Consider the following 13279-nt stretch of genomic DNA (forward strand, 5'->3'; position numbering starts at 1 on the left):
ACGCTTAGCGCGTGGGGAGACAGTGTCAGGTGGGCAGTTTGACTGGGGCGGTCGCCTCCTAAAGAGTAACGGAGGCGCCCAAAGGTTCCCTCAGAATGGATGGAAATGATTCGCAGAGTGTAAAGGCACAAGGGAGCTTGACTGCGAGACTGACAAGTCGAGCAGGGACGAAAGTCGGGCTTAGTGATCCGGTGGTTCCGCATGGAAGGGCCATCGCTCAACGGATAAAAGCTACCCCGGGGATAACAGGCTTATCTCCCCCAAGAGTCCACATCGACGGGGAGGTTTGGCACCTCGATGTCGGCTCGTCGCATCCTGGGGCTGTAGTCGGTCCCAAGGGTTGGGCTGTTCGCCCATTAAAGCGGCACGCGAGCTGGGTTCAGAACGTCGTGAGACAGTTCGGTCCCTATCCGTCGCGGGCGCAGGAAATTTGAGAGGAGCTGTCCTTAGTACGAGAGGACCGGGATGGACGCACCGCTGGTGTACCAGTTGTTCCGCCAGGAGCATCGCTGGGTAGCTATGTGCGGCAGGGATAAACGCTGAAAGCATCTAAGCGTGAAGCCCCCCTCAAGATGAGATTTCCCATTTCTTCGGAAAGTAAGATCCCTGAAAGATGATCAGGTAGATAGGTTTGGAGTGGAAGTATGGCAACATATGGAGCGGACAAATACTAATCGATCGAGGACTTAACCAATAAAAATGATTATCGGTGAAAACTTTACAATCTTTCTTCTCTAGTTTTGAGAGAATGTTTTTCTCTTATATTGTCTGGTAGTTATGGCGAGAAGGTCACACCCGTTCCCATCCCGAACACGGTAGTTAAGCTTCTCTGCGCCAATGGTAGTAGGGGGTTTCCCCCTGTGAGAGTAGGTCGCTGCCGGGCACCTTGAAAAGTCTAGATATTTCTAGGCTTTTTATTTTGTTTTAAAGAGCTTTTTATTGTGCGTTTCTTCTAAATTTAGTATAATTAAAGTCAAAGTTAGTCAAAGTTAAGAAAGGAGTCTATCCGTTGAAAAATATATCAGATATTATCGAAGCATATTTGAAACAAGTCTTAGAAAACAACGAAGCAATCGAGATAAAACGTAGTGAAGTTGCTGATAAGTTTGAATGTGTTCCTTCGCAAATAAACTATGTTATTAATACACGCTTTACGATGGAGCGTGGATATATTGTAGAGAGCAAGCGCGGTGGTGGCGGTTATATCCGAATCATAAAAGTGAAAATGAATGATAAATTACAACTTTTAGAAGCTATTATTGCAATGTTGCATGACAAAAAAGTTTCTCAATCTTTTGCGGAAGATGTTATTTTCCGTCTGTTAGAAGAACGTGTTATCAATAAGAAAGAAGCAAGAATCATTTTATCTGCTTTAGATAGAGATGTTCTGATTTTGCCATTACCGGATAGAGATATTTTACGGAGTCGCATTTTAGAATCAATGTTGGTTGCGCTAAAATATGATTAACGAGGTGAGCTAATGCTGTGTGAAGATTGTGGTAAAAATGAAGCAGTTGTGGTTATTAAACAAATAAATAATGAAGGACAAAGCAAAACATTGTATCTTTGCGAATCGTGTGCCGCAAAAAATCAACTGCAATCATCTGAAAAATTTTCTGAAATTGTGGATACTTATACTGATTTCACATTGCAAATGTTGTCTTTATTACAAAACAAACAACATACTCACAGTGAAGAGAAAAGTTGTCCATCCTGCGGGTTAGCTTTTTCCGAATTTGTTGCTAATAATAGACTCGGTTGTGAACAATGTTATGAAGCCTTTCGGGAAAACTTGCTGCCCTATATAAGCCAAGTACAAAATAGTTATCGGCAGCACGTTGGGAAAAGGCCGATTGCAACTACAAAACAAGCTGATATTATAGAGCAGATCGAGGCGTTGAAAAGAAAGCTGCAAGAAGCGATCGAATCAGAAGCTTTTGAAGAGGCTGCCTTGTTAAGAGATCAAATTAAAGTGCTCAAGGGAGGGGATGCTGGATGACAAACTTCTTTGAACCCCGTTTAAATACTTGGTTAGAAGCTCGAGGCGAAGAAAGTGATGTAGTCTTAAGTTCTCGTGTGAGAATTGCGAGAAACCTTCCGAATAAAGTGTTTCCAGTTTATTTGCAAAAAGAGCAAACTATTGATTCCGTATTTGGTAGCCTTGATGAAAGTTTTCAACTGTTGAAGATGAATGATATGCAAATGCTGGAAAAAGCATTACTTGTAGAGAAGCACTTTATCAGTCCTTACTTGATGAGTAAAAGCGAGCATGGTGCGGTTGCTATCAATGAAAAACAGAATCTTAGTATCATGATCAATGAAGAAGACCATATCCGGATTCAGAGTATGGTCTCAGGATTGAATTTAGAAGAGGCTTTAGAAAAAGCACTTCAAATCGAAAATGAAATGGAAGCAAAATTGGGTTTTGCGTATGATGAACAGTTTGGTTATCTGACAAGCTGTGTTACAAATGTGGGGACTGGCCTAAGAGCTTCTGCTATGGTACATCTTCCAGGGCTTGTGACAACAAAACAGATAAAAAAAATGATCGAAGCGATTAGGCACCTTGGCTTTGTGGTAAGAGGAATGTATGGAGAAGGCAGTCTGCCATCCAGTAATATTTTTCAGATTTCCAATCAAGTCACTCTAGGAAAAACGGAATTGGAAATTATTGAAGATTTAACGGAGATCGTTATGCAAGTCATTATGCAGGAACGAGTGGCACGAACAATGCTCAAGCAAAAATATCATATCGCGTTAGAAGATCGTATTTTTAGAGCGTATGGACTGCTTGAAAATTGCCGGATGATTACAGAAGCTGAAAGTTCAGATGCGATTTCTGATTTAAGACTAGGCGTAGAATTAGGGTATCTTGAGCATATTACTCGCGAAAAAGTGAACGAACTGGTAATATTCTCGCAACCAGCATTTTTGCGACAAGCAGCTGGACATGATTTGAATGATTTTGAAGAGAAGGTAATTCGTGCAAGAGTCATAAGAGATTTATTAGAAAAAAATGAATCATAATTGAACGTAACATTAAGGAGGAATTCATTATGATGTTTGGAAGATTTACACAACGAGCGCAAAAGGTTCTTGCACTTTCCCAAGAAGAAGCTATCCGGTTAAAACACAGCAATCTTGGTACAGAACATATTTTACTAGGATTAGTAAGAGAAGGCGAAGGAATAGCTGCCAAGGCTTTATATGAGTTAGAAGTAAGTTCTGAAAAAGTACAACAAGAAGTAGAGGCATTGATCGGTGAGGGCGATAAAACCGTGACGACAATCCAATATACACCTCGGGCTAAGAAAGTAATCGAACTTTCTATGGATGAAGCTAGAAAATTAGGTCATACGTATGTTGGTACGGAGCATATCTTATTGGGGCTGATCCGTGAGGGTGAAGGAGTAGCAGCTCGGGTATTAAGTAATTTAGGCGTTAGTCTAAATAAAGCAAGACAACAAGTCTTGCAGCTGTTAGGTAGTAGTGATGCTGCAAGTGCAGGCCGTCAAACCAATACACAAGCAACCCCAACATTAGACAGCTTGGCACGAGACCTGACTGTGATCGCAAGAGAAGAAAACTTGGATCCAGTGATCGGGCGTGCAAAGGAAATTCAGCGCGTGATCGAAGTATTGAGCAGAAGAACGAAGAATAATCCAGTATTGATCGGGGAACCTGGTGTTGGTAAAACCGCGATCGCTGAAGGCTTAGCACAACAAATCGTTAAAAATGAAGTTCCGGAAACTCTTCGCGGAAAACGTGTCATGACACTTGATATGGGTACTGTGGTAGCCGGCACAAAATATCGTGGTGAATTCGAAGATCGTTTGAAAAAAGTAATGGATGAAATCAGACAAGCAGGGAACGTGATCCTGTTTATCGATGAACTTCATACATTGATCGGTGCTGGTGGAGCAGAAGGTGCAATCGATGCGTCAAATATCTTGAAGCCGCCACTAGCTCGCGGAGAACTACAATGCATTGGTGCCACTACTTTAGATGAATATCGCAAGTACATTGAAAAAGACGCTGCGTTAGAACGTCGTTTCCAACCCGTGAAAGTAGATGAACCAACTGTGGATGAGTCGATTCAAATCTTGCACGGTCTGCGTGATCGTTATGAAGCACATCACCGTGTTGCCATCACGGATTCCGCATTAGAGGCTGCAGTACGCTTATCCGACCGCTATATTTCGGACCGCTTTTTACCAGATAAAGCAATCGATGTTATCGATGAAGCTGGTTCTAAAGTAAGGTTGAAAGCTTATACAACGCCATCTAATGTAAAACAAATGGAAGAAGAACTTGCAGAATTGAAAAAAGAAAAAGACGCAGCTGTCCAAGGCCAAGAATTTGAAAAGGCTGCTTCGCTTCGTGATAAAGAACAAAAACTGAAAAAAGAACTAGAAAAAACAAAATCGACATGGCAGCAAAAGCAAGGAATGGATCATAATGAGGTAACCGAGGATATCGTGGCAGAAGTTGTTGCTAGCTGGACAGGAATTCCTGTGATGAAATTGGCAGAAACTGAGACCGATAAGTTGCTAAATATGGAGAAATTGCTTCACCAACGCGTCATCGGTCAAGAAAGTGCTGTTAAAGCAGTCTCCTTGGCTGTAAGACGTGCGAGAGCAGGACTCAAAGATCCTAAGCGCCCAATTGGTTCCTTTATCTTCTTAGGCCCAACTGGGGTCGGTAAAACAGAGCTAGCTAGAGCATTGGCTGAGTCGATGTTTGGCGATGAAGAAGCTATGATCCGAATCGACATGTCCGAGTATATGGAAAAATTCTCCACTGCTCGTTTGGTCGGTTCGCCACCAGGATATGTAGGTTATGAGGAAGGCGGACAGCTGACAGAGAAAGTTCGTCAAAAACCTTATTCGGTCATCCTATTAGATGAAATCGAAAAAGCACATCCAGATGTATTCAACATGTTGCTTCAAGTTTTAGATGATGGCCGTTTGACAGATTCCAAAGGCCGTGTAGTCGATTTCCGAAATACCGTTATCATCATGACATCGAATGTCGGTGCGCGTGAAATGCAACAAGATAAATCGGTTGGCTTTTTGGTCACAGATCCACGGAAAGATCATAAAGCAATGGAACAACGCGTCTTGCAAGAATTGAAACAAGTTTTCCGTCCAGAGTTTATCAACCGGATTGACGAAACAATTGTTTTCCATGCTTTACAGGATAAAGAATTGAAAGAAATCGTCACGCTGCTGACAAAACAATTGACGAAACGTCTTGCGGCTCAAGATATCCATGTTACGTTGACAGAAGGCGCAAAAGCAAAAATCGCCAAAGACGGCTACGATCCTGAATATGGAGCACGTCCGCTGAAACGGGCTATCCAACGCAACATCGAGGATAGACTTTCCGAAGAACTGCTTCGCGGAAAAATCGTTGTCGGCGATGCGGTAGAGATCGGCGTAAAAGCTGGCGAACTGGAAGTAAGAACAAATAAGAAAGCACCTGCTACTAAAAAGGCTGCTAAACAGGTAAAAACAAAATAACATTAGGAGGGCCTTTTCCTTGAAAATCAGGAAAAGGCCCTTTAAATACATAATCAGCGTTGAAAAAACGATTTTAGAAAAAAACAAATACGAACGCATGATCTGTGTTAAAATAGCATCATGGGAGGCGAATACTTTGGCAAAAAAAACAACAAAATTTGTCTGCAATAATTGCGGCTATGAATCCCCGAAATGGATGGGGAAATGTCCGAGCTGCGGAGAATGGAATCAAATGGTAGAAGCGCTGACGCCAAGCAAAAAAGGCCGCGCAACCTTTTCACATACAGCTGGGGAACCAGCAAAAGCTACTCCTATCAATCAAGTAGCAAGTGAGAAAGAAGAACGGATCATGACGAAAATGCCGGAACTGAACCGGGTATTAGGTGGTGGAGTAGTTGTCGGATCAATGATCTTGGTAGGTGGCGATCCCGGGATAGGGAAATCTACCCTTCTTCTGCAAGTTTCAGCAGAACTAAGTGTATCAGGGAAAAAAGTCCTTTATATATCCGGCGAAGAATCTGTACGGCAAACAAAACTGCGTGCAGAGCGCCTGCAAGTGTCAGGAGACAATCTGTATCTATTTGCAGAGACCAACTTAGAGGCCATCCAAGATACGATCCAGTTTGTCAAACCGGAATTTGTCGTTATCGATTCCATTCAAACCATTTACCATCCCGATGTTACGAGTGCTGCCGGAAGCGTTTCACAAGTTCGAGAGTGTACGGCAGCATTGATGCAGATCGCTAAAACACAAAACATTGCTATCTTTATTGTTGGTCATGTAACGAAGGAAGGCGCGATCGCTGGGCCTCGTTTATTAGAACATATGGTAGATACAGTGCTGTATTTTGAAGGTGAGCGCCACCATGCTTACCGAATTTTACGGGCTGTGAAAAATCGTTTTGGTTCTACAAATGAACTGGGCATATTTGAGATGCGCGATGTCGGTTTAGTAGAAGTGGCGAATCCTTCAGAAGTTTTCCTCGAAGAACGTTTAGAAGGCGCTTCGGGATCGACTGTTGTGGTTTCATTAGAAGGCACAAGGCCAGTATTAGTAGAGATACAAGCACTTGTATCCCCAACCATGTATGGAAATGCGAAACGTATGGCAACGGGACTTGATCATAATAAAGTTTCTTTGATCATGGCGGTTTTAGAAAAACGGGCAGGACTGATGCTGCAGAACCAAGATGCGTATTTAAAGGCAGCTGGCGGTGTGAAATTGGACGAACCGGCAGTCGATTTGGCAATTGCTATCAGCATTGCATCCAGCTATCGGGATAAACCGACAAATAACACAGATTGTTTTATCGGGGAAGTCGGATTGACTGGAGAAATACGCCGAGTGTCGAGAATCGAGCAACGCGTAAAAGAAGCAGCAAAATTAGGGTTTAAACGTATTTTTATCCCAAGCAACAATGAAGGAAGCTGGAAAGTTCCTGCAGGCATTGAGATCATCGGAGTAGATACGATTACGCAAGCATTAATAAAAGCACTACCGAAATAAAAAATCTTGATTACAATTTGCGGTATAGCATTTTTATGGTGTAGAATGGAAGTGCGTTTACTGTATCGCAAACTGTAATTTATTTTATAGAAAAGAAAGGAGGAAAATAACATGTTGAAATGGGTCATTCGTATATGCCTGATTTTGATTGGAGCTACATTGGGCGTTGTAGAGCTGCCTTATCTTTGGAGCGCGCTCGGCCTCGAGAATCAGATTTTCCTTAATAACCCTTATACAAATGTTTTGATTGGTGCACTTATATTTTATCTTATTACTTTCTGGGCGGTGAAATATATCGAAGCCGCATTTAACTGGTTAGAGAGAAAATTGACAGGAATCTCAGGTTCTACATTGATTTACGGCGGATTAGGCTTGATCGTTGGGTTGATCATCGCCTATTTAGTTGGAAATGCGCTTAGCCAAACACGAATACTAATTATCAATTCTATCGTTCCGATTCTCTTGACCCTTGTTTTAGGATATTTAGGTTTCCGAGTGGGGAACAGCAGAAAAAATGAGTTGGTCAACTTATTCAGTAATCGGATGACAAAGAAAAAAGCAGCAGAAGAACCACAAGAAAAAACTGAAAAATTTGGGCAGAAATATAAAATTTTGGACACAAGTGTTATTATTGACGGACGAATTGCCGACATCCTACAAACAGGATTTTTAGACGGCACGATCGTTATCCCATTATTCGTTTTAGCGGAGCTCCAGCATATCGCTGATTCTTCTGATACATTGAAACGCACGCGGGGAAGAAGAGGGCTCGATATCTTGAATCGAATCCAAAAAGATCCAACGATCGCAGTAGAGATGTATGATGGGGATTTTGAAGAAATCCCGGAAGTAGATAGTAAATTGATCAAACTTGCGAAATTAATGGATGGAATCGTAGTCACGAACGACTATAATCTGAATAAAGTCTGTGAGTTCCAAAATGTTCCGGTACTTAACATCAATGATCTTGCCAATGCTGTGAAACCTGTAGTGTTGCCGGGCGAGAAGATGACTGTATTGATCGTTAAAGACGGGAAAGAACATAATCAAGGTGTTGCTTATTTAGATGACGGAACAATGATCGTCGTAGAAGAAGGACGTAAATTTATCAATGAAACCAAACAAGTTGAAGTGACAAGTGTACTGCAGACTTCAGCTGGAAGAATGATTTTTGCAAAGCCAGTTTGATAAACGGAGCCGCGATATGGAGTATGAATTGATTTTATTAGCTGCAGGTCAAGGAAAACGGATGCAGTTGAAAAAGAACAAGATCTGGTTGGAAATTGGCGGGAAGCCGCTTTTTATGCATAGTCTTGCCCTGTTTTTGGCAGATGAACGATGCAAGCAGATCATTCTTGTTTGTCGAGAAGAGGAACAATCAGAATTGCGTTCTGTTTTAAAAAGGGACATGAAAACTTACAGCGACCGAATTACCCTCGTTTCCGGCGGGGCAGAAAGGCAGTGGAGTGTGGGCTGTGGGTTGGATCACTGTTCTGGTGAACGCCCGATCCTTATCCATGATGGTGCCAGACCGTTTCTCGATAAAGTAGTCGTCGAGCGAATTCTGATATGCTTAACACAGAGTGATGCTGTGATCTGCGGTGTCCCTGCTAAAGATACGATCAAACGGGTAAAGCAAGGTGTAGTAGTCGAAACACCTGACCGAAGTGAATTGTGGCAAGTCCAGACTCCACAGGGGTTTCAGCCAAACGTTATCAAGTTGGCACATAAGATAGCGAAAAAGGAAAAATACTTAGGTACAGATGACGCAAGTTTAGTCGAATATATTGGTAAACGTGTTGAAATGGTGGAAGGAAGCTATCACAATATCAAGCTGACTACTCCTGATGATATCGTCATCGCAAAGGCTATTCTGAAGGCAAGGAGAGGTGACAGAGCATGATCCGAATCGGACAAGGCTATGATGTTCATCAATTAGCTGAAAATCGCAAGTTGATTATTGGCGGGATTGAGATTCCTCATGAGCTTGGACTTTTAGGGCACAGTGATGCAGATGTATTGCTTCATGCCATCACAGATGCTATTATAGGTGCTGTCTGTAAGCGCGATATTGGGTATTTTTTTCCTGACACGGATGACCAGTATAAAGATGCTGATTCTAGTCAGCTACTTTCGATCATTTGGAAAGAGATCCAGCAGGATGGCTACCAATTAGGAAATTTAGACTGTACGGTCATTGCAGAGAAACCAAAAATGGCTCCCTACATCAAGGCAATGCGTGAACATATCGCGGAGCTTTTAGGAGCAGAATTAGACCAAGTAAATGTTAAAGCTACGACATCGGAAATGATGGGATTTGTTGGTCGAGAAGAAGGGATCGCAAGTCTAGCTGTAGTTTTATTGGAAAAATAAAAGGAGTGTTTGTATGATGGAAGGATCAAAAAAAGTACGGGTGCGTTATGCACCAAGTCCAACTGGCTTTTTGCATATAGGGAATGCACGTACAGCTTTATTCAATTATTTATTTGCGAAACATCACGGCGGGGACTTTATCGTCCGGATTGAAGATACAGATGCAAAACGTAATGTTGAAGGCGGAGAAGAAAGCCAAATGAACAATTTGAAATGGCTCGGCGTAGAATGGGACGAAGGTGTCGATGTTCCTGGGAAGTACGGACCATACCGCCAATCCGAGCGTGCAGATATTTACAATCCGCTGATTGAAGAATTGTTGGAAAAAGGTTTAGCGTATAAATGTTACTGTACAGAAGAAGAATTGGATGCAGAACGAGAAGCACAAAAAGCGCGCGGCGAGATGCCTCGTTACAGCGGAAAATGTCGTCACTTGACTAAAGAACAACAAGCTGAAAAAGAAGCACAAGGAATTCGTCCTAGTATCCGCTTCAAAGTTCCTGCTGATGAAACAATTACGTTTAACGATATTGTAAAAGATGAAGTATCCTTTGACTCAAACGGCATTGGCGACTTCGTCATTGTTAAAAAAGACGGAATTCCTACGTACAACTTTGCTGTAGCAGTGGATGACCATATGATGGAGATCTCGCATGTGTTGCGTGGTGATGATCACATTTCCAATACGCCAAAACAATTGATGATCTATAAAGCCTTTGGCTGGGAACCACCTGTATTTGGCCATATGACATTGATCGTCAATGAAAGTAGAAAAAAACTAAGCAAGCGCGATGGTTCCATTATCCAATTTATCGAGCAATATCGTGATCTTGGATATTTACCAGAGGCATTATTCAACTTTATCGCTATGCTTGGCTGGTCGCCTGAAGGAGAAGAAGAGATTTTCTCGAAAGAAGCGTTTATCAAGATATTTGATGAAAATCGTTTGTCCAAGTCTCCGGCATTATTTGATAAAGCTAAGCTGACATGGGTAAACAATCAATATGTGAAAGCTTTGCCGCTTGAAAAAGTAGTTGAATTATCCTTACCTCATTTGCAAGAAGCAGGTGTTGTTTCTAAGGAGTTGACGGCGGAAGAAGCCGAATGGGTCAATAAATTAGTTTCGCTTTACCATGAGCAAATGAGTTACGGAGCAGAGATCGTTCCATTGTCGGAGATGTTCTTTACTGATGAAGTTACCTTTGATGCGGAAGAACAAGAAGTGTTAGAGGCAGAAACTGTTCCTGTCGTGATTGATGCTTTTGCAAAAGAAGTGGCAGAATTGGAAAATTTTGAAGCAGCTGAGATCAAAGCAGCTATCAAACGGGTTCAAAAAGCAACATCTGTAAAAGGAAAAGGATTGTTCATGCCGATTCGAATCGTAACAACAGGGGAAATGCACGGTCCTGAATTACCTCTTGCTATTGAAGTATTAGGCAAAGAAAAGGTATTGAAACGTCTTCATAGTTGGTTGAATAAATAAAATAAAAACGATCTTTCGATTAAAGAAAGATCGTTTTTTTATTTACAGCTGGTATCGCCGTTGGAAACCAAAGTATGCTCGTAATTTGTGATTTTTCGTTCTAGTGTTTTCAATTCTTCGGCGATTTTCTTTTGCTGATCCAATACGAATTCTCGTGTCTCTTTCAATAATTCTAACCGCTCGGCGATTGTTTTGTCGCCGTCTACGACTAATGTCATGTAGTGTTTGATTTGTTTTAGAGGCATTCCTGAATTTCTAAGGCACTTGACAAAATGTATGGAAATAAGATCTTTTTCAGTGAAAACACGATTATTATTTGCATCGCGCTGCACAGCTGGCAAAAGGCCTTTATCATGATAAAAGCGCAGTGCATAAGTACTTAAACCTTCTTTTTCGGCGGCTTCTTTAATCGTATACATAATTTTTCCTCCTTTTAGAAAAAGATACTTGCCTTCTAGTAACTATAAGGTATTATACTCAATCTGTAGTTGAAAAACAAATGAGAAAGGTTGAGGTGATCCACTATGAAAAAAGTTTGGTTTATCACGGGAACATCTTCCGGATTTGGAAAAGAGCTTACGAAGGAATTGCTGGAACAAGGTTATTCTGTCGTGGCTACGGCTCGAAAAATAGAAAAAGCAGAGGAAGCTATCGCCGGAAATGAAAATGGATTGGCTCTTCCACTTGATGTAAATGATGAAAAACAAGTGGACGCAGCTGTTCAAGCAACATTAGAACGCTTCGGACGAATTGATGTTTTGGTTAATAATGCAGGTTATGGCTACTTTGGCGCGGTTGAAGAAAGTGATGTTGCAGATGTACGCCAAATGTTTGAAACTAACTTCTGGGGTGTAAGTAATATAACGAGGGCTTTTTTACCTCAATTTAGAAAACAACGCGAAGGCCATATCCTAAATATTACGTCTATCGGTGGTTTGGACGGCTCACCGGGGTTTGGTTATTATAATGCAACGAAATTTGCGGTAGAAGGTTTTGCGGCTGCGTTGGCAAAAGAACTAGAGCCGCTTGGTATCAAAGTGACAAATGTAGAGCCAGGACCTTTTCGTACTGAATGGGCTGGCGGGTCTTCCGTCGAAACGAAAGTGGAGATCGATGACTATAAAACTACTGCACGCGCTAATATTGAACGGACACACGGCTTTTCTGGAGAACAAACTGGTTCGCCGGAACTTGCTGCCAAGGCAATGATAAAAGCTGTTGAGAGCGAAAATGCCCCGCTACACTTTCTCATGGGACAAAATGCCTTTAAGCGTGCGCATGCAAAGGTAGAAAAGGTGTTGTCAGATTTGGCAGATTGGGAAGAAGTATCTAATCATGTCGATTATGGTGACGAAGATTTTTGGAAATAAAATCGAAAGAGGAGGAAAAGTAAAATGACGAAAAAGACATTTACATTTTCAGATGGATTAGAAGTTAATCGGTTAGGTTATGGAACCATGCAACTTACAGGCGAAGGCGTTTTTGGACCGTATAAAGATCCGGAAAAAGCAGTCGATGTATTAAAAGCGGTGTTGGAAAGTGAAATCAATTTCATAGATACTGCGGATGCTTACGGACCATTTTATGCTAATTTATATGTAAAAAAAGCATTGAAAGAATATAACGGAGAAGAAAAGAAAGTTATTGCAACAAAAGTAGGGAATACACGCCAAGGCCCAAACATATGGACTCCGCTAGGTAATCCTGCTTATTTACGCCAACAAGTCGAATTGAACCTATTTTCATTAGGCTTAGAAAAAATTGACTTGCTGCAGTTGCATCGGATCGATCCTGACTACACGATCGAAGAACAAGTTGGTGTGTTAGCAGACATGCAAAAAGAAGGCAAAATCAGACATATCGGATTGTCGCAAGTTACGGTCGACCAATTGAAAGAAGCACAAAAAATCGCACCGATCGCTTCTGTTCAAAATCGCTATAACTTGATTGACCGTGCGGATGAAGAAGTATTAAAATACGCAGAAGAAAACAACATCGCATTCATTCCATGGTTCCCGCTCGCAACAGGGGAATTGACAAACGACAGCCAACAATCACTAGTGAAAATCGCTAAAGCACACAACGCAGCACCGGCACAGATCGCATTAGCATGGTTACTACAAAAATCCGACGTTATCCTTCCTATCCCAGGAACCTCTTCCATTGACCACTTAAAATCAAACATCGCAGCAGGAGAGATCACACTCTCAGCAGAAGAAATCGAAACATTGGACAACATTTAAAGCATTCGAAGGAAAGTTCATTACGAACTTTCCTTTTTGTTGCACCCGTTCGAGCCAAGCGAGTTACGGGTGCAATATTCATAGGACAAAGTCCTATGAAAACCATATCCCCGTTCGAGCCAAGCGAGTTACAGGTGCAATATTCATAAGA

Annotated in this window: 12 protein-coding genes and 2 rRNA genes; 13 read left to right on the plus strand and 1 reads right to left on the minus strand. The window is 41.8% G+C overall.

From position 1 onward, the window contains the following. The 11 genes from HMPREF0556_RS07525 to gltX form a co-directional block, all read left to right on the plus strand. A 23S ribosomal RNA gene (locus HMPREF0556_RS07525) occupies window positions 1-694 on the plus strand; the annotation flags it as partial. Window positions 695-767: 73 nt separating this feature from the next. Further along, window positions 768-883, plus strand: a 5S ribosomal RNA gene (gene rrf, locus HMPREF0556_RS07530). Window positions 884-1009: 126 nt separating this feature from the next. Beyond that, window positions 1010-1468, plus strand: coding sequence for a CtsR family transcriptional regulator (locus HMPREF0556_RS07535; protein ID WP_003757202.1), 459 nt, complete (start codon window positions 1010-1012; stop codon window positions 1466-1468). A gap of 12 nt (window positions 1469-1480) precedes the next feature. Next, a complete protein-coding gene (locus tag HMPREF0556_RS07540; protein WP_003757203.1) occupies window positions 1481-1999 on the plus strand; it encodes a UvrB/UvrC motif-containing protein in 519 nt (172 codons plus the stop codon). After that, window positions 1996-3027, plus strand: coding sequence for a protein arginine kinase (locus HMPREF0556_RS07545; protein ID WP_003757205.1), 1032 nt, complete (start codon window positions 1996-1998; stop codon window positions 3025-3027). The genes HMPREF0556_RS07540 and HMPREF0556_RS07545 overlap by 4 nt, the downstream gene beginning before the upstream one ends. A 29-nt stretch (window positions 3028-3056) precedes the next feature. Then, window positions 3057-5522 carry an ATP-dependent Clp protease ATP-binding subunit gene (locus tag HMPREF0556_RS07550; RefSeq protein WP_003757207.1) on the plus strand — a complete coding sequence of 822 codons (2466 nt, stop codon included), beginning with the start codon at window positions 3057-3059 and terminating at the stop codon, window positions 5520-5522. A 97-nt stretch (window positions 5523-5619) separates the two neighbouring features. Beyond that, entirely contained in the window at window positions 5620-7029 is a 1410-nt protein-coding gene (gene radA / locus HMPREF0556_RS07555) for a DNA repair protein RadA (RefSeq protein WP_050777033.1), read from the plus strand. A gap of 111 nt (window positions 7030-7140) precedes the next feature. After that, window positions 7141-8217 (plus strand): PIN/TRAM domain-containing protein, encoded by a 1077-nt coding sequence (locus tag HMPREF0556_RS07560; RefSeq protein ID WP_003757211.1) that lies wholly within the window; start codon window positions 7141-7143, stop codon window positions 8215-8217. A gap of 16 nt (window positions 8218-8233) precedes the next feature. Continuing rightward, on the plus strand, window positions 8234-8932 hold the full coding sequence (gene ispD / locus HMPREF0556_RS07565; protein WP_003757213.1) for a 2-C-methyl-D-erythritol 4-phosphate cytidylyltransferase: 699 nt from the start codon (window positions 8234-8236) through the stop codon (window positions 8930-8932). Next, the gene (gene ispF, locus HMPREF0556_RS07570; protein ID WP_003757215.1) at window positions 8929-9402 is read left to right on the plus strand and encodes a 2-C-methyl-D-erythritol 2,4-cyclodiphosphate synthase; all 474 of its coding nucleotides are present in this window, start codon (window positions 8929-8931) and stop codon (window positions 9400-9402) included. The genes ispD and ispF overlap by 4 nt, the downstream gene beginning before the upstream one ends. Before the next feature lie 16 nt (window positions 9403-9418). Continuing rightward, a complete protein-coding gene (gltX, locus tag HMPREF0556_RS07575; RefSeq protein WP_040486814.1) occupies window positions 9419-10885 on the plus strand; it encodes a glutamate--tRNA ligase in 1467 nt (488 codons plus the stop codon). A gap of 38 nt (window positions 10886-10923) precedes the next feature. On the opposite strand, the gene HMPREF0556_RS07580 is transcribed toward gltX, so the two are convergent. Further along, window positions 10924-11304: a MerR family transcriptional regulator gene (locus HMPREF0556_RS07580; RefSeq protein WP_003757219.1), complete on the minus strand. Its 381-nt coding sequence runs from the start codon at window positions 11302-11304 to the stop codon at window positions 10924-10926. 105 nt (window positions 11305-11409) lie between these two features. On the opposite strand from HMPREF0556_RS07580, the gene HMPREF0556_RS07585 reads away from it, so the two are divergent. Both HMPREF0556_RS07585 and HMPREF0556_RS07590 read left to right on the plus strand, forming a co-directional pair. Next, entirely contained in the window at window positions 11410-12255 is an 846-nt protein-coding gene (locus tag HMPREF0556_RS07585; RefSeq protein WP_003757221.1) for an oxidoreductase, read from the plus strand. 24 nt (window positions 12256-12279) lie between these two features. Continuing rightward, window positions 12280-13128 (plus strand): aldo/keto reductase, encoded by an 849-nt coding sequence (locus HMPREF0556_RS07590; protein ID WP_003757223.1) that lies wholly within the window; start codon window positions 12280-12282, stop codon window positions 13126-13128. Window positions 13129-13279 lie beyond the last annotated feature (151 nt).

It is taken from the genome of Listeria grayi DSM 20601, assembly GCF_000148995.1.
GTDB lineage: Bacteria > Bacillota > Bacilli > Lactobacillales > Listeriaceae > Listeria > Listeria grayi.

Bases quoted from the DNA above. Each gene is read 5' to 3' on its own strand.
- HMPREF0556_RS07540 (WP_003757203.1), top strand. From the start codon at position 1,481: ATGCTGTGTGAAGATTGTGGTAAAAATGAAGCAGTTGTGGTTATTAAA.
- HMPREF0556_RS07545 (WP_003757205.1), top strand. From the start codon at position 1,996: ATGACAAACTTCTTTGAACCCCGTTTAAATACTTGGTTAGAAGCTCGA.
- HMPREF0556_RS07550 (WP_003757207.1), top strand. From the start codon at position 3,057: ATGATGTTTGGAAGATTTACACAACGAGCGCAAAAGGTTCTTGCACTT.
- radA (WP_050777033.1), top strand. From the start codon at position 5,620: ATGATCTGTGTTAAAATAGCATCATGGGAGGCGAATACTTTGGCAAAA.
- HMPREF0556_RS07560 (WP_003757211.1), top strand. From the start codon at position 7,141: ATGTTGAAATGGGTCATTCGTATATGCCTGATTTTGATTGGAGCTACA.
- ispD (WP_003757213.1), top strand. From the start codon at position 8,234: ATGGAGTATGAATTGATTTTATTAGCTGCAGGTCAAGGAAAACGGATG.
- ispF (WP_003757215.1), top strand. From the start codon at position 8,929: ATGATCCGAATCGGACAAGGCTATGATGTTCATCAATTAGCTGAAAAT.
- gltX (WP_040486814.1), top strand. From the start codon at position 9,419: ATGGAAGGATCAAAAAAAGTACGGGTGCGTTATGCACCAAGTCCAACT.
- HMPREF0556_RS07580 (WP_003757219.1), bottom strand. From the start codon at position 11,304: ATGTATACGATTAAAGAAGCCGCCGAAAAAGAAGGTTTAAGTACTTAT.
- HMPREF0556_RS07585 (WP_003757221.1), top strand. From the start codon at position 11,410: ATGAAAAAAGTTTGGTTTATCACGGGAACATCTTCCGGATTTGGAAAA.
- HMPREF0556_RS07590 (WP_003757223.1), top strand. From the start codon at position 12,280: ATGACGAAAAAGACATTTACATTTTCAGATGGATTAGAAGTTAATCGG.